Annotated in this window: 17 protein-coding genes; 10 read left to right on the top strand and 7 right to left on the bottom strand. The window is 70.1% G+C overall.

Translation table 11 applies throughout. The features are described 5' to 3' along the window. Positions 1-13 precede the first annotated feature (13 nt). From K2F54_RS04955 to K2F54_RS04940, 4 genes are read left to right on the top strand one after another with little or no spacing between them, the layout of a single operon-like run. Positions 14-1,009, top strand: a complete 996-nt coding sequence (locus K2F54_RS04955; RefSeq protein ID WP_220604757.1) for an ATP-binding cassette domain-containing protein — start codon at positions 14-16, stop codon at positions 1,007-1,009. After that, a complete protein-coding gene (locus K2F54_RS04950; protein ID WP_220604756.1) occupies positions 1,006-1,848 on the top strand; it encodes an ABC transporter permease in 843 nt (280 codons plus the stop codon). The genes K2F54_RS04955 and K2F54_RS04950 overlap by 4 nt, the downstream gene beginning before the upstream one ends. Positions 1,849-1,897: 49 nt before the next feature. Then, positions 1,898-2,284, top strand: coding sequence for a VOC family protein (locus K2F54_RS04945; protein ID WP_220604755.1), 387 nt, complete (start codon positions 1,898-1,900; stop codon positions 2,282-2,284). A gap of 5 nt (positions 2,285-2,289) precedes the next feature. Further along, positions 2,290-2,919: a GyrI-like domain-containing protein gene (locus tag K2F54_RS04940; protein ID WP_220604754.1), complete on the top strand. Its 630-nt coding sequence runs from the start codon at positions 2,290-2,292 to the stop codon at positions 2,917-2,919. A gap of 27 nt (positions 2,920-2,946) precedes the next feature. On the opposite strand, the gene K2F54_RS04935 is transcribed toward K2F54_RS04940, so the two are convergent. Beyond that, complete coding sequence (locus K2F54_RS04935) at positions 2,947-3,747, bottom strand: LysR family substrate-binding domain-containing protein (protein ID WP_220604753.1); 801 nt, start codon at positions 3,745-3,747, stop codon at positions 2,947-2,949. A 100-nt stretch (positions 3,748-3,847) separates the two neighbouring features. Between K2F54_RS04935 and K2F54_RS04930 the strand changes: the two genes are divergently transcribed. Further along, complete coding sequence (locus tag K2F54_RS04930; protein ID WP_255576721.1) at positions 3,848-4,288, top strand: DUF5997 family protein; 441 nt, start codon at positions 3,848-3,850, stop codon at positions 4,286-4,288. A gap of 9 nt (positions 4,289-4,297) precedes the next feature. Here the strand turns inward: K2F54_RS04930 and K2F54_RS04925 are convergent, their stop codons facing one another. Next, on the bottom strand, positions 4,298-4,951 hold the full coding sequence (locus K2F54_RS04925; RefSeq protein ID WP_220604752.1) for an alpha/beta hydrolase: 654 nt from the start codon (positions 4,949-4,951) through the stop codon (positions 4,298-4,300). Positions 4,952-5,147: 196 nt separating this feature from the next. Here K2F54_RS04925 and K2F54_RS04920 point away from each other — a divergent pair, with 196 nt between their 5' ends. After that, entirely contained in the window at positions 5,148-5,735 is a 588-nt protein-coding gene (locus tag K2F54_RS04920; protein ID WP_220604751.1) for an NUDIX hydrolase family protein, read from the top strand. 10 nt (positions 5,736-5,745) lie between these two features. Here K2F54_RS04920 and K2F54_RS04915 read toward each other — a convergent pair whose 3' ends face one another. The 5 genes from K2F54_RS04915 to K2F54_RS04895 form a co-directional block, all read right to left on the bottom strand. Further along, positions 5,746-6,702 (bottom strand): nucleoside hydrolase, encoded by a 957-nt coding sequence (locus tag K2F54_RS04915; RefSeq protein WP_220604750.1) that lies wholly within the window; start codon positions 6,700-6,702, stop codon positions 5,746-5,748. Positions 6,703-6,962: 260 nt separating this feature from the next. Next, positions 6,963-7,454, bottom strand: coding sequence for a GNAT family N-acetyltransferase (locus tag K2F54_RS04910; protein ID WP_220604749.1), 492 nt, complete (start codon positions 7,452-7,454; stop codon positions 6,963-6,965). Positions 7,455-7,934: 480 nt separating this feature from the next. Further along, positions 7,935-9,473 (bottom strand): DEAD/DEAH box helicase, encoded by a 1,539-nt coding sequence (locus K2F54_RS04905; RefSeq protein ID WP_220604748.1) that lies wholly within the window; start codon positions 9,471-9,473, stop codon positions 7,935-7,937. 314 nt (positions 9,474-9,787) lie between these two features. After that, positions 9,788-10,423, bottom strand: a complete 636-nt coding sequence (locus tag K2F54_RS04900) for a DUF1684 domain-containing protein (RefSeq protein WP_220604747.1) — start codon at positions 10,421-10,423, stop codon at positions 9,788-9,790. Between the two features lie 3 nt (positions 10,424-10,426). Then, a complete protein-coding gene (locus K2F54_RS04895) occupies positions 10,427-10,978 on the bottom strand; it encodes a hypothetical protein (protein WP_220604746.1) in 552 nt (183 codons plus the stop codon). 44 nt (positions 10,979-11,022) lie between these two features. Here K2F54_RS04895 and K2F54_RS04890 point away from each other — a divergent pair, with 44 nt between their 5' ends. From K2F54_RS04890 to K2F54_RS04875, 4 genes are all read left to right on the top strand, one after another. Continuing rightward, entirely contained in the window at positions 11,023-11,472 is a 450-nt protein-coding gene (locus K2F54_RS04890) for an EVE domain-containing protein (RefSeq protein ID WP_308287519.1), read from the top strand. Positions 11,473-11,562: 90 nt separating this feature from the next. Beyond that, positions 11,563-12,846, top strand: coding sequence for a coiled-coil domain-containing protein (locus K2F54_RS04885; protein WP_220604745.1), 1,284 nt, complete (start codon positions 11,563-11,565; stop codon positions 12,844-12,846). Positions 12,847-12,946: 100 nt separating this feature from the next. Beyond that, on the top strand, positions 12,947-13,522 hold the full coding sequence (locus tag K2F54_RS04880) for a hypothetical protein (protein WP_220604744.1): 576 nt from the start codon (positions 12,947-12,949) through the stop codon (positions 13,520-13,522). A 192-nt stretch (positions 13,523-13,714) separates the two neighbouring features. Next, on the top strand, positions 13,715-14,017 hold the full coding sequence (locus K2F54_RS04875) for a DUF427 domain-containing protein (protein ID WP_220604743.1): 303 nt from the start codon (positions 13,715-13,717) through the stop codon (positions 14,015-14,017). Positions 14,018-14,095: the final 78 nt, after the last annotated feature.

Below are 14,095 nucleotides of genomic sequence, written 5' to 3'. Positions count from 1 at the left end.
GCAGGGGCATGACATGGCGATAATCGAAGCCTCCGGGCTCACCAAGACCTACAAATCCAAGACCGGACCGGTGCACGCACTGTCCGGGCTCGACCTCTCCGTTCCGGCCGGCACGGTCAAGGCCATCCTCGGCCCGAACGGAGCCGGCAAGACCACGGTGGTCAAGATCCTGACCACCCTCATCCGCCCGGATGCCGGCACCGCGATCGTCGACGGCATCAACGTGCTCGACGACCCGAAGGCCGTGCGCAGCATCATCGGCGTGTCCGGGCAATACGCGGCGGTCGACGAGAACCTCACCGGCTTCGAGAACCTCGAGATGGTCGGGCGGCTCTACCACCTGGGCGGAGCGGCGTCGAGGCGGCGGGCACAGGAACTCATCGACCTGTTCGAACTCACCGCGGCGGGCAACCGGCCGGTGAAGGGGTTCTCCGGCGGCATGCGCCGCCGAATCGACCTGGCCGGCGCCCTGGTGTTCAACCCCAAGATCCTCTTTCTCGACGAACCGACCACCGGGCTCGACCCGCGCAGCCGGATGGCGCTGTGGGGCGTGATCAACAGGCTCGTCGACAACGGCACCACGGTGCTGCTCACCACCCAGTACCTCGAGGAGGCCGACCAGCTCGCCGACAGCATCGCGGTGATCGACGATGGCAAGGTCATCGCCGAGGGCACCTCGGACGAACTGAAGGCCCAGATCGGTGGTCACCGGGTGGTCATCGCCCTGGTCGACGCGGCCGACGGCGCTGCCGCCAGGGAGGTCCTGGCCCGGTACGGAGCGGGGGAGCCGCAGGTTTCCAGCGACGGGCGCGGCCTCGACGTGGCCGTCACCGACGGACCGCCCGCCCTGCAGCACGTGCTCGCCGACCTGCGAAGCGCCGGCATCGAGTTGCACGACGCTGGAATGCGCCGACCCACCCTCGACGACGTCTTCCTCAAGCTCACCGGGCACAAGGCCGATCTGGCGGCGGACGAGAACGAAGACGAGAAGCAGGAGCTGGTGAAATGACCACGACAGTCGAACGCCCCGTCCTCGCCCCGCCCAACTGGAACCCACTGTCGCTCTGGTTCTCGGACGGCTGGACGACGACCAAGCGCAACCTCATCAAGATCAAGCGCACCCCGGACATGCTGGTGTTCGCAGTCATCCAGCCGATCATGTTCGTGTTGCTGTTCAGCCAGGTCTACGCCGGCGCCATCGCGGTGCAGGGCACCGATTACGTGCAGTTCCTGATGGCCGGCATCTTCGCCCAGACCGTGGTGTTCGGCTCCACCTTCTCCGGCTCGGCCATGGCGCAAGACCTCAAGGACGGCATCATCGACAGGTTCCGCAGCCTGCCGATGAGTTCATCCGCCGTGCTGGTCGGCCGCACCAACGGCGACCTGGTGCTCAACACCATCTCGATGATCATCATGATGGCCACCGGGTTCCTGGTGGGCTGGCGGGTGAACTCGTCGATGGGTGAGTTCTTCGCCGGCCTCGCCCTGCTGCTGCTGTTCAGCTACGCGTTCAGCTGGGTGATGGCCCTGCTCGGCATGAGCGTGCGCTCGCCGGAGGTGATCAACAACGCGTCGTTCATCATCCTGTTCCCGATCACCTTCATCTCCAACGCGTTCGTGCCGATCGAGACGCTGCCGGAGCCGCTGAAGACCTTCGCCGAATACAACCCGGTGTCCGCACTCGTGCAGGCCGCCCGCGAACTGTTCGGCAACGAGGGCAGCGCGCCGGTACCGGATGTCTGGACGCTGCAGAACCCGGTCGCGACGGTGCTCATCGGAGTGGTGGTGCTGCTCGTGGTGTTCGTGCCACTATGCATCCGTAAGTTCGCCCAGATCAGCTCGCGCTGACCGGGGCAGCCCGGGACAAGCCCGGTCTCACCGAAGAGGGGAGTGGATCATGGTTACAACCGAACTGACCTATCTGCGTGGCTTCAGCGGATTCGCCGTGCCCGACCTGGACGCCGCCCGCGACTTCTATCGGGAGGTGGTCGGCCTGGATGTGGCGGACAACCCGATGGGTATGCTGGAGATCACCCTCCCCGGTGGCGGCATGGTGATCGTCTACCCCAAGGAGGACCACGAACCGGCGGTGTTCACCATCCTCAATCTGGCCGTCGCCGACATCGAGCAGGCCGTGGATGTGCTCACCGAGCGGGGCGTGGAATTTCTGCGCTACGACGGCTTCGAGCAGGACGAGCGGGGAATCGTTCGCGGTGGTGGCATGCCGACCGGAGGCTGGTTCGCCGATCCGGCCGGTAACGTCATCGCGGTGATGGAACTCTGAGCGTCGTGACCGAGGTTCACGCCGCGCCGTACGACGTGAAGCGGGAGCTCCGCGCCCTGTACGCCCCGAAGAACCGGGACTGGGAGCTGCTCGAGGTGCCGCCGCAACGATTCCTCGCGGTGGACGGCTCCGGCGACCCGAACACGGCGCCGGCCTACGCCGAGGCAGTCGAAGCGCTCTACGCGGTGGCGTACACGCTGAAGTTCGCGAGCAAGCGTGCCGGGCACGACCTGGTGGTGGGGCCGCTGGAGGGGCTCTGGTACGCCGACGACGCATCCGTCTTCACCGCCAGGGACAAGACCGCCTGGAGCTGGACCATGCTGATCGGCCAACCCGACTGGGTCAGCGATGCGCAGATCCAGGAGGCCGTCGCGGTGGCACGGGCGAAGAAGAACCTGCCCGGCATCGACCGAGTGCGCATCGAACGCCTCGACGAGGGCCGGTGCGCGCAGCTGTTGCACGTGGGCTCGTACGACGACGAGACGCCGGCGCTGGCCCGGCTGCACGGCGAGGTGCTGCCGGGGCTGGGCCTTAGGGAACGGGGCCGGCACCACGAGGTGTACCTGGGCGACCCGCGCCGCACGGCCCCGGAGAAGCTCAAGACCGTGCTGCGGCAGCCGGTGGCGCCCGCCTAGCTCGGCCGCGCGGCAAGGCAGCGTCGGTCAGCGACCGCCGCGGCGCTTGCCGGCCTGGGGGCTGGGGGAGTTGCGCGTGCGGCCGGGGCCGCCCTGCGTCTTGCGCGGGGTGGCCGGCTTCGCGGCGGCGGCCGCGGCGCGCACGGCCTTCGCGGCGGCCTTGGCCTTCGCGGTCTTCTTCTCCTTCTTCACCGGTTCGTCGCCGGCGGCCACCGCGTTGGTGCGGGAGCTGTCCCTGGTGCGGCCGCGCACGATGCCGATGAAGTCCTCCACGTCCGGGGTGGTGTCCACGGTGCGCCAGGCCAGGGCGATGCGGCTCTCGGCGGTGTCCTCGATCGGCTTGGCGACAACATCCTTGCGGCTGTGCAGCCGGGCCACGGAATGCGGCACGATGACGATGCCCACCCCGGCGGCGACCAGTTCCATGGTCTCGTCCATGTCGCGCATCGGCGGCAGGGCGCGGCGGCTGCCGTCGCGCACCTCCACCGCGGCGTCGCGCCACTCCGGCACCTCGTCCGGGTCCTGCAGCAGGTGCTCGTCCACGAGGTCGGCGACGACCACGCTGTCGGCATCCGCCACGAAGTGGTCCTTGGCCACGACCACGACAGGAATCTCGTTGTAGAGGGCGATCAGGCTCAGACCCTCTTCGTTGATCGGCAGGCGCACCAGGCTCACATCGGCGCGCCCGTCGCGCAGCACGCTCTCCTGGTCGGAGATGCTCGTGCGGAAGACCTCGAGTTCGACGTCCGGGCGGCGGGACTCCCAGATTCGGGTCCACTTGGTGGGGGTGACTCCGGCGACGAAGGCAATGGAAAAGGTCACCGGCATCCTCTCGTTGGGTGGTTTCTGGTGTCTGAAAGGCGCTGTCTGCGGGCCGGCGGGCACAGGACACCGAAACCTTAGTGCTCTCAGGCTATACGCTGGAAGTATGAGCGAGAAGAAGCCCCAGACCATGAAGCCGGCCACGGCTGCCCAGAAGCTTGGGATTCTGCTCGAAGCAGCACCCGAAGAGTTCCAGTCCGCCCCGGTGTCCCGCACCGAGCTGGCCGCCCTCGAGGCCAACCCGCCCGAGTGGCTCACCGAACTGCGCGCCAACGGCCCGCACCCCAAGCAGGTTGTCGCCGCCAAGCTCGGCGTCTCCATCTCGGGTCTGGTTCGCGGTGACGTCACCGAACCCCTCACCACCGCCGAGATTCAGGCGCTGCTGCAGCAGCCGCCGGCCTGGCTCGTCACCGAGCGCGCCACCCAGTTCGAGGTCCGCGCCGAGCAGATCCGGGTGAAGGACCGCGACGCCGAGAAGGCCCGCAAGAAGGCGCACATCGAGCGTCAGATCGCCCAGAACGAAGAAGCCGGCCGCAAGCTGCTCTAGTTCGAACCCTTAGGCCGCCGGCGTGGCGTACTGTTCGCGCAGGAACGTGGCGATCTCGCCGAGCTCCGCCTGCGAGATGGAGTGGCCGAGCCCCTCGTAGATGCCCTCGGTGAGGGTGGAGTGGCCCGGTAGCCAGGCCTGCGTGCGGGCCACCGCCGCCTCGGGGATGACCGGGTCGAGGGTGCCGCGGCCCCAGAACACCGGTGGCTTCACTTCGGCCAGGCGGGCGTCGCCCGGATGCGTGCCGCTGGCGATGAACCCGGACAACTGCACCGCGAACGCGAACCGCTCCGGCGCGTGCCGCATCAGCTGCAGGGTCATGGCGCCGCCCTGGGAGAAGCCGAGTAGGCCGATCGAGGTGGGCTGCTCCGGCAGGGCGTCGAGCCAGGCCAGGATGCCCAGCGCGGCGGCGTCGAGGGCGTCGCCCACCGGGTTGCCCGGCACACCGATCGGGAACCAGGACCAGCCCTGCCCCACCGGCAGCGGCGCCCGCAGCGCGGCGATGGTCGGCTCCAACGGCAGGTGAGGGGCCAGGGCGAAGAGGTCGCCCTCGTGCGAGCCGTAGCCGTGCAGCACGAGCAACAGCGGGCGGCCCACCCGGTCGGGCTCGGCCGCCGACCACAGCACCGCGGCCGCGTCAATACCTTCGGGACGAACAGCCATCAGTATTTCCTTCGCTCACCGGCGCGTCCGAATGTGGCGCCCCGTCCCCCAATCCTTCCACCCGGCTCGCCTCGCGTCACGCGAACCGAGAGGTGAGCGTCGAAATACGGCCCGAATCGGGGCTTTCGGTACGACTCACTGAGAATGTGTCGCGGCGGAGGGATGCATCCGCGGGCTTGGTGGGACACAATGAGGTATGAGCGTGCGCACCCCTGACCCCGATCCGGACTGGACGCCTGGCGGGGATGACGCGCCGCCGCCGAGCAGCAATCCCGGCTGGCTGAGCGATGTCGAGCTCGCCGAGATCCGTCAGCGGCTGCCGCTGCTGTACGTCGAGGCCGTGCCCGTGCGGGTGGACGGGCTGGGCCAGGTCGTCGAGGTCGGCGTGCTGCTGCGCGCCACCCCGGAGGGCAAGATGACCCGCACCCTGGTCTCCGGCCGGGTGCTCTACGGCGAAACCCTGCGCGATGCGCTCTTCCGGCACCTGGAGAAGGACCTCGGCCCGATGGCGTTCCCGCAGCTGCCGCCGAGCCCGGTGCCGTACTCCGTCGCCGAGTACTTCCCCATGCCCGGCATCACCGCGTTCACGGATGACCGCCAGCACGCCGTCTCACTGGCCTACGTCGTGCCCGTCACCGGCACCTGCGACCCCCGCCAGGACGCCCTCGAGCTCACCTGGATGACCCCGGAGGAAGCCGCGACCGACGCCGTCTCTGCCGAGATGGAGGGCGGCCGCGGCGGCCTGCTGCGCATGGCCCTGGCCTCGGTCGGCGCCCTGCGCTGACCTCGTCGGCCTAGCCGAGGCCCAGGGTGTCGAGGAACAGGCGGGTGAAGCGCGGCGCGTCCACGTCCAGGGCCACCTCCGCCACCTCCCAGCCGCCGACCGTGCCGTGCAGGCTGTCCTCGCCCCGGCCACGCCGCTGGTCCACGATGGTCTGGCCGCGGCCGTAACCGGTCAGCTCCACCCGCACGGGCAACAGCCGGGTGGTGAGGGCATCCGGGGCCACGAGCGCGCAGATCGCGCCGGCGTCGCCGATCAGGCCGCTGTACTCGGCCACGCTGGTCTCGCTGCGGGCCACCCGGTTGGCGAGCAGCGCGCCCACCACCCGGCCGTACGCCGAGTCACCGGCCTCGAGCGCGGCGGCCACCGACCTCTCCACGCTCACCTGGTTGAAGACATCCAGCCCGTACATGAACGTGGGGATGCCCGCATCCAGCACGATCGCCGCCGCCTCGGGGTCGTGCCAGACGTTGAACTCGGCCACGGCGGTGGCGTTGCCCACGCTGGCCGAGCCGCCCATGAACACGATCCGGTCGATGTTCTCGGCCAGGTCGGGGTACTGGCGCAGCAGCAGCGCCAGGTTGGTCTGCGGGGCCAGCGCCACGATGGTCACCGGGCGGGGGCTGTCGGTGATCAGCCGGCGCATCAGCTCGACGGCGTTCACCGGCTCCGGGGTGCGCTCGCCCGGCGGCAGGTGCACGGTGCCGAGGCCGCCCTCACCGTGCACGTGCGAGGCGCTGCGGGCCGGTGAGATCAGCGGGCGGCGGGCGCCGGCGGCCACGGGGATCTGGGGTGCGTCGGCGACGTCGAGGATGCGCAGGGTGTTCTCCACCACGCGTTCGAGCGAGGCGTTGCCGGCGACGCAGCTGATGCCAAGCACCTCGATGTCGGGGTGGGCGACGGCGAACAGGATGGCGAGGGCGTCATCAACGCCGGTGTCGACGTCGAGAATGACAGGAATCGTGGGCATCCCTCGATTTTAGGGGACCGGCCGTTGGCCCGTTTCAGGGCACCGGATGCGCCGGTGCAGCCTGCCGAGAACGGGTGCGGCGGCGCCCAGCCGGCCGCGAGCTGTGCGGCACCCCAGCCCGCGAGCCGTGAGCGGCGCCGGCCCGACCGGCCGCGACCGCGTGCAGCACAGCCCGACCGGCCGCGACCGCGTGCAGCACAGCCCGACCCCGCCGGGCGGAATCGGGCTGCGGCCGGCTCGGGCCGCGGGGACGGGTGCGGTCAGCGCTCCAGCCGCACCTCGCGGAACGGCTCGCCGAGCACCTCTTCGGTGCGCTCCTGGCCGTCGGGCAGGTAGCCGTTGCGGGCGTAGAACCGGTGCGCGCGCGGGTTGTCGGCCGCGACCCAGAGGTAGGTGGGGCCCGGGTCGACGACCGCGTCGAAGAGGGCCTGGCCGATGCCGCTGCCCTGGTGGTCGGCGAGCAGGTAGATGAAGTACAGCTCGTGCTCGGTCGGGGCGCCGGCATCGCGCCCGGGGCCGCTGCCGGCGAAGCCGACGATCTCGCCGTCGAGCTCGGCCACGACGTGGCGGTAGCCGGGGCCCTGCACCGAGAAACGGCGCCACATTTGGGCGAGACGCTCCGGATGCAGCTGCGACAGCGCAGCCCGGCTCAGGATGTGGTCATAGGATTCGTGCCAGCAAGCCGCGTGCACGCGGCCCAGGCTGTCGGCATCCGTCTCGGTGACGGGCCGAACAACAACGGTGGTGTTCATACTTCGACCCTACGCGAGGCCACCGACCCCGCCGAACCACCCCCGCGCCTCGGGCCGATGCGGCCTCCCTCGGCGTCGCTGAGCATAACTCCTGCAATCTCTGCGGATCCGCCGATCCGCCCCCGGAATTATGCGGCGGCCCCGAGGCAGCGGGAAATCTAGCAGGAGTTGTGCTCGCCGCCGCCGATTGACTGCGGCACGCGGCGGCGGCAAACGAGCCCGAGGTCGGACCAAGGATCAGGGGGCGAGCGACCAGCAAACGGGCGAGCGACCTACCCGGTGCCTGATCGTCGGCGTGCATAACTCCTGCAATTTTCACGGATGCGCCGGTACGGCCCCGGAATCATGCGGCGGACCTGAGGCGGCGGGAAATCCAGCAGGAGTTATGCCTCCCGAACCGGGTTAACCGGCGAACGGGCCGACTCCAGGAAGAGCCGGCCCGTTCGCGGGTGGTGCAGAGAGCGGATGCTGCGGGGCTGACTAGCCCTGCGCGCGGCGCGGAGCCGAACGGCGGGCGCCGCCACCGGTGGAGCCGCCGCCGCGAACCAGTCCGCCGACCTGCAGGCCGCCGGAGCGACCCGAGCCGCCGGTGCCGGAGCCCGAGGTGCGGGGCGCGTTGCCACGACCGCCGGAGGCCGGGCGTTCGGAGCGCTCGCGACGGGCGCCGCCGGCGGCAACGGCGTCGCCGCTGCGTCCGCCACGTCCGCCGGAGTCGCGCGAGCCGCGGCCGCCGTTGTCACGGTCGTCACGGTTGACGCGCTTGCGCTGGGCGTTGGCGCCCTGCGAGCGGCCGCCCTGCGACTGGCCCTGCGGCTGCTCGACACGGGGAACGGGCTTGACGTACGCGGCCACGTCACCGGTGAGGGCGACGACGGCGGGGGAGCCGGCGTTGACGCGCTGCGGGGTCACCGTGATGGCGGCCTTGCGCAGCAGCTGGTCGGTGTCGCGCTTCTGGGCGGGCAGCACGATGGTGACGACGTCACCGGCGCTGCCGGCGCGGGCGGTGCGGCCCGAGCGGTGCAGGTACGCCTTGTGCTCTGCGGGCGGGTCCACGTGGATGACGAGTTCGATGTCGTCCACGTGCACGCCACGGGCGGCGACGTCGGTGGCGACGAGAACCTTCACGTCGCCGGCGCTGAACGCGGCGAGGTTGCGGTCACGGGCCACCTGCGAGAGGTTGCCGTGCAGGTCGACGGAGGGGATACCCGCATCCGTCAGCGCCTTGGCCAGCTTCTTGGCGTGGTGCTTGGTGCGCATGAACAGAATGCGGCGGCCGCTGCCCGAAGCGAGCTTCTCGATGAGCTCCTTCTTGCTGTCGGCGCCGTCGACCTCGAACACGTGGTGGGTCATCGCGGAGACGTGGCTGGTGGCCTCGTCGACCGAGTGCAGAACCTCGTTGTGCAGGAAGCGACGCACGATCTTGTCCACGCCGTTGTCGAGCGTGGCCGAGAACAGCAGGCGCTGGCCGCTGGACGGGGTCTTGTCCAGGATGCGCGTGACGACGGGCAGGAAGCCCAGGTCGGCCATGTGGTCGGCCTCGTCGAGCACGGTGATCTCGACGGAGTCGAGGTTGACGAAGCCCTGCTTCATGAGGTCTTCGAGGCGGCCGGGGCAGGCCACGACGATGTCGACGCCGGCCTTGAGCGCGGCGACCTGACGGTTCTGCGAGACGCCACCGAAGATGGTGGTGGTGTTGAGGCCGTAGGCCTCGGCGAGCGGGGTGAGCGCCGCGGTGATCTGGGTGGCGAGCTCACGGGTCGGCGCGAGGATCAGGCCGAGCGGGCGACCGGGGCGACGCTTGCCGCCGGCGAGCTTGCCGCCGAGGCGGGACACCATCGGGATGGAGAACGCGAGGGTCTTGCCGGAGCCGGTCTTACCGCGGCCCAGGACGTCGCGGCCCTTGAGGGTGTCGGGCAGGGTGTCGACCTGAATCGGGAACGGGCTGTCGATGCCCTGCGAGGTGAGCACGGCAACGAGGGGAGCGGGCACGCCAAGCGCGCCAAAGGAAGTTTCAGACAAAGTGGTGCCTTTCGGGGCATCAGTCTCCTCGCTCGAACCGGTTGACGCACGAAGCGTGCGGCCGGAGCCAGGAGGATTCACATGGCGAAGGTGCCGATGGGCACATCCGTTCGCCGTAAGAAGGTTTCATTCGGAAATCGAGCGGGCCGCCAGCAACGAGTCATACTCGGGCGAGACGGCCATCAATAAGAAGAGGGCGTTCTACGACGCAGTGAGCGCAACTACGAACTCACAAGTAGGTCCACTCTAGCGGATGCTGTCAAGCCAACCACCCGAAACCAACCGGAATGCCGCTCTGACCGGGGCTTCGGACTCTAGTCCCTGGGTGTGTAGAGCTCGCCGACCGGGATCTCGACCGAAACGATGTTGCCGGCCTGCGGCAGCGGGCAGGCCCACATCGGGTCGTACGCGCAGGACGGGTTGTAGGCGAAGTTGAAGTCGAGGATCAGGCTGTCGTCACCGACGCCCGGGCCGAGGTCGGCGCCCTTGATGGTGTCCAACAGGTACCGGCCGCCGCCGTAGGTGCCGCCGGACTTGCCGGCCAGGCCGTCTTTCAGCGGCAGGAACAGGCCGCCGCCGTAGCTGGCCAGTCGCCAGACGTCGAGCGAGCCGATGTAGGGCAGCCGCACGGTGCCGATCAGGTCGAACGGCACGACGCCGTCGGTGCCGGTCTCCACCTTGATGCGGTGCGGCTCCGGCGCGCGGTGCACCTCCACCTCGAACCGCCAGTCCGGGTCGTAGGCCGACACGGTGAGCCCGGTGAACGCGGCCCGGTCGTCCGGCAGCAGCGGGGAGGCCGGATGCCCGGCGAACAGTTCGTCCCGCCCGGAGCGCCACAGTTCGTGGCCGGCCGAGGGTGTGCGCACGCTCAGCTGCCGCACCCCGCCGTACAGTCCGAACACGCGGCGGCGCCAGTCGGCGATCTGCAGGGCTCCGATGGTTGTGCTCATGGTTCAGGCTATCCCGTTGACCTCTCCGGAGCCCTCAGCCGCACCGGCGGCGACGAAGGCGGGATCGTCCGCGCCCAGGTCGTACCGCCAGGAGGGGGCCAGGGCCTTCAGCCGCAGCATCCGCAGTTGCCAGAACGCCCACAGGCCCGGCCAGACGGCGAGGGTCGCCGGTCCCGCGGAGAAGATCAGCTGGTCGCGGTACAGGGTCTTGCCGGTGCCGGCCGGGTCGGGCGAGATGGCCATCCGGTGGTCCCAGTGCGTGATCGCCTTCATCGCCCCTGAGACGCCGTTGCCGGTGTCGTGCACGATGCGCACGCCCTTCTTGGTGGTGCCCATCTCCAGCCGGATCATCTGCTCGCCCAGCGGCACCACCCCCAGCCCGCTCATGCTGACGGGGTGCTCGCCCGGCGTCCAGGTGGTGGGGAACCCGGTGGCTTCCAGCGACTGCACGCTCATCAGCGGGCCGCTCACCTCACGGAACACGGCGGGGCTGGCCAACGCCCGCCACGCGGCATCCGGCGGGCAATCGAGGATCTCTTTCAGCAGTACGCGCATGCACTCAGTCTGTGCTGTCGGGGCGATGCAGTACAACTAGTACCGTGGCGATTCGGTACTGGCTCGGGGTGGTGCAGCAGGAGTATGTGCTGCGTAGCGTCGCCATGGGCCTGGCGCAGATGAACTTCGCCGCCCGCGAGCTGCTCGAAGACATGAATGAGTCCGACGGCCTGGTGTACTACTCGCCGCGCACGGAGTTCGAGGGCGATCGGCTGCGCGAGTTCACCGCGATCGGCTACGTCAGCGACAACGTGGTGGTGCAGGTGGGCGCCTCCGGCAGCGAGTACCGGCCGTGGCGTCGGCGCGTGCAGTACGACACGGATGCCGAGCCCGCCTCGATCCGCCCGCTGCTCAAGGTGCTCGACCTCACCAGGGACGACCCGAACTGGGGCCGGCAGCTGCGCCGCGGTCTGCTGGAGATCAGCCGGCACGACTTCGACCTGATCCGCGCGCAGATGCGCCGCCCCAGCGCGGACGACCGCCGCCGCGCCTGACCCGCCCGGCCCCGCCGGATGCCTTCCGGACACGCCCCGAGACTGCCCGCCACCGGCCATTCCGCCAGCTTCGCTGAATAGGATGGCCGCATGACTGATGCTCTGTGGTGGCTCCCGTCCGTCATCGTCCTCGGCGTGGTTGTGGGAGTGATCTGGCTGTTCGTGGCGGCGTCCCGGCGCAAGGGTCGCCGCATCCGTGCCGCCGAACACGCCGAGCTGACCGACCGCGCGCGCACCGCCGCGATCAGCCTGGTGCGGGCGGATGACCTGATCGAGGCCGCCACCGACGAGCTCGGTTTCGCGATCGCCCAGTTCGGTGAGCGGGCCACGGCCGACTTCGCCGCTGCGGTCGAGGTGTCCAGGCGGCAGTTGCGGGAGGCGTTCGCGCTCAAGCAGAAGCTTGACGACGCGCAACCGGACACCGCGGCCGAGACCCGGCAGTGGACCGAGCAGATCACCCGCCTCGCCGACGAGGCCACCGCCAGGCTCAACGCGCAGACCCGCGAGTTCGACAGCAAGCGGGTGCTCGAGCAGAACGCGCCGCTGCAGCTCGACCAGGTGCGCCGCCGCCTCGATCGGGCCGCCGACAGGCTCGCCGGCGGCACGGCCACCCTCACCCGGCTGGCCCGCAGCTACTCGACCGCGGCGCTGGCCCCGTTCAGCGGCAACGTCGAGCGCGCCCGCACCGCCATCGAGGCCGGCCGCCGGGCCGCGGATGCTGCCGCCGTGCGCCTGGCCGACGGCGCCACCGAACCCGTCGGCGACCAGATCAGCGCCGCCGAGCAGGCCCTGTTCACCGCCACCACCCTGCTGGACGCCATCGAGATCGGCGAAGACGAGCTGCACGTGGGCTTCGCCAGTCTGGGCGCCGCCCTGGCCGGGGCCGAGACCGAACTCGCCGAGGCCCGTGCCCTGCGCGACCGGCACGATGAGTCCGACGCCAGCGCCGACCTCAACCGGGTGATCGCCACCGCGGATGCCGTCGTGGCCGAGCTGCGCCGGCCCGACCGGGTGAGCGACCCGGCCGTCGACCTCGCCCGGCTGCGCAAGGCGATGGACGGCCTCGACATCACCCGCTCCGATGCCCGCAACCGACAGTTACGCCGCGACAACGCCCGCGAGGCCTACGTGGGCGCCCGCCTGGCCGCCCGCAGCCAGATCGGCCTCACCCGCGACTTCATCACCGCCAACCGGGGCCGGGTGGGCGCCGACGCCCGCACCCGCCTGGCCGAGGCCGAACGCCAGCTTGCCCTGGCCGAGGCCGAGGCCGACCCGGTCATCGCCCTCGACACCGCCCGCCGGGCGATGACCCACGCCACGGATGCCGAGGCCCTGGCCCACTACGACGCCCCCTCGGCGCCGCCCGCGCTCTGAGTCGTTCGCACCGGGGCAACTCGAGCGAGGGCGACCGTCGCGTGTCGCCCCGTGACGAGAATTTCGGCCGCGAGCGTGCCCCGGCCGGTATTCTGAACGGGTGAGCGACGCCCAGCCCCAGAGCAAATACCAGGTCCGATTCGACTGGGGCCTGGCTGGTTTCCAAGCCCTCGCCGCCGAGGCCGACGTCATCGTGCTGGCCGACGAGTTGCCGCCAGTGGATGCTGCACACGGCTTCGCCACCACGCTCGGCGCCCACACCGTGATCGTCGCCACCGTCGCCACGAGCGCCCTCGTGGCCGACTGGGCGCTCGCCCGCCAGACCGAGAAGGGCGACAGGTTCTCGGTCGCGGTCGTCGCGGTCGGGGAGCGACGCGCCGACGGCAGCATCCGGTTCGCGATGGAAGACCAGCTCACCGCCGGCGCTGTGATCGACGCCCTCGCCGACCGCGGGATCGACCACTGCTCGCCGGAGGCCGCCGCAGCGGCCGCCAGCTTCGTGGGCCTGAAACGCGCGGTGAAGCACCTGGTTGCGGCGTCGGAGACGGGCCAGGCCCTGGCCGGGGTCGCCGTCGCCCCGGGTCCGACACAGACCCCGAGCGCCGCACCGCAGACGCCGGCAGTGGATCCCGGCACCGGTGTCACCGTCCTGACCAGCTTCGACTTTCCCGCCTGACCGGCCGGCCCCGGTGCGGTCGCCGGCCCGGTCGCCGGACGCTCGACCGTCGTGGGACGTCACCACGCCGGGAATGCGCACCGTGCGGCCACTGTTGCACCGCGGTACCGGAGGAGAGTTGGGCACGGAGCCCGTCGACGCCGCTGTAGCTGGTAGACCGCCTCAATGCACCGCCCAACGAAGGAATCTGACATGAAAGCAGTACTCAACGGCACCGTCGTGGCCGAAGCGCCCGAGAACGACCTGATCAAGATCGAGGGCAACTGGTACTTCCCGCCGTCGAGCATCAAGGATGAATTCTTCGCCCCCACCGACACGGCATACACCTGCTCCTGGAAGGGCGCGTGCCAGTACTTCACCGTCACGGACGGCGTCTCGTCGGTGGTCGATGGCGCCTTCAGCTACCCCACCCCCACACCGAGCTCCTTCGACCGGGTCGGCAAGGACTACAGCGGTTACGTGGCGTTCTGGAAAGACCTCAAGGTCATCGACTAGCTGTACTGAGCCGACAGGTTGGTGACAGTCGGGGTTGAAAAAAGGGAGAACCTCCGGTTCTAGTGGAGATGTCTAAGT

This window comes from Cryobacterium inferilacus (genome assembly GCF_019599185.1).
In the GTDB taxonomy this organism is placed as follows: Bacteria; Actinomycetota; Actinomycetes; order Actinomycetales; family Microbacteriaceae; genus Cryobacterium; species Cryobacterium inferilacus.
This window is presented reverse-complemented; position numbering and strand designations above follow the sequence as displayed.

Coding starts and splice junctions, on each gene's coding strand:
- K2F54_RS04910 (WP_220604749.1), bottom strand. CDS start 7,454: ATGAACACCACCGTTGTTGTTCGGCCCGTCACCGAGACGGATGCCGAC.
- K2F54_RS04925 (WP_220604752.1), bottom strand. CDS start 4,951: ATGGCTGTTCGTCCCGAAGGTATTGACGCGGCCGCGGTGCTGTGGTCG.
- K2F54_RS04945 (WP_220604755.1), top strand. CDS start 1,898: ATGGTTACAACCGAACTGACCTATCTGCGTGGCTTCAGCGGATTCGCC.
- K2F54_RS04915 (WP_220604750.1), bottom strand. CDS start 6,702: ATGCCCACGATTCCTGTCATTCTCGACGTCGACACCGGCGTTGATGAC.
- K2F54_RS04930 (WP_255576721.1), top strand. CDS start 3,848: ATGAGCGAGAAGAAGCCCCAGACCATGAAGCCGGCCACGGCTGCCCAG.
- K2F54_RS04875 (WP_220604743.1), top strand. CDS start 13,715: ATGAAAGCAGTACTCAACGGCACCGTCGTGGCCGAAGCGCCCGAGAAC.
- K2F54_RS04900 (WP_220604747.1), bottom strand. CDS start 10,423: ATGAGCACAACCATCGGAGCCCTGCAGATCGCCGACTGGCGCCGCCGC.
- K2F54_RS04920 (WP_220604751.1), top strand. CDS start 5,148: ATGAGCGTGCGCACCCCTGACCCCGATCCGGACTGGACGCCTGGCGGG.
- K2F54_RS04955 (WP_220604757.1), top strand. CDS start 14: ATGGCGATAATCGAAGCCTCCGGGCTCACCAAGACCTACAAATCCAAG.
- K2F54_RS04950 (WP_220604756.1), top strand. CDS start 1,006: ATGACCACGACAGTCGAACGCCCCGTCCTCGCCCCGCCCAACTGGAAC.
- K2F54_RS04935 (WP_220604753.1), bottom strand. CDS start 3,747: ATGCCGGTGACCTTTTCCATTGCCTTCGTCGCCGGAGTCACCCCCACC.
- K2F54_RS04895 (WP_220604746.1), bottom strand. CDS start 10,978: ATGCGCGTACTGCTGAAAGAGATCCTCGATTGCCCGCCGGATGCCGCG.
- K2F54_RS04885 (WP_220604745.1), top strand. CDS start 11,563: ATGACTGATGCTCTGTGGTGGCTCCCGTCCGTCATCGTCCTCGGCGTG.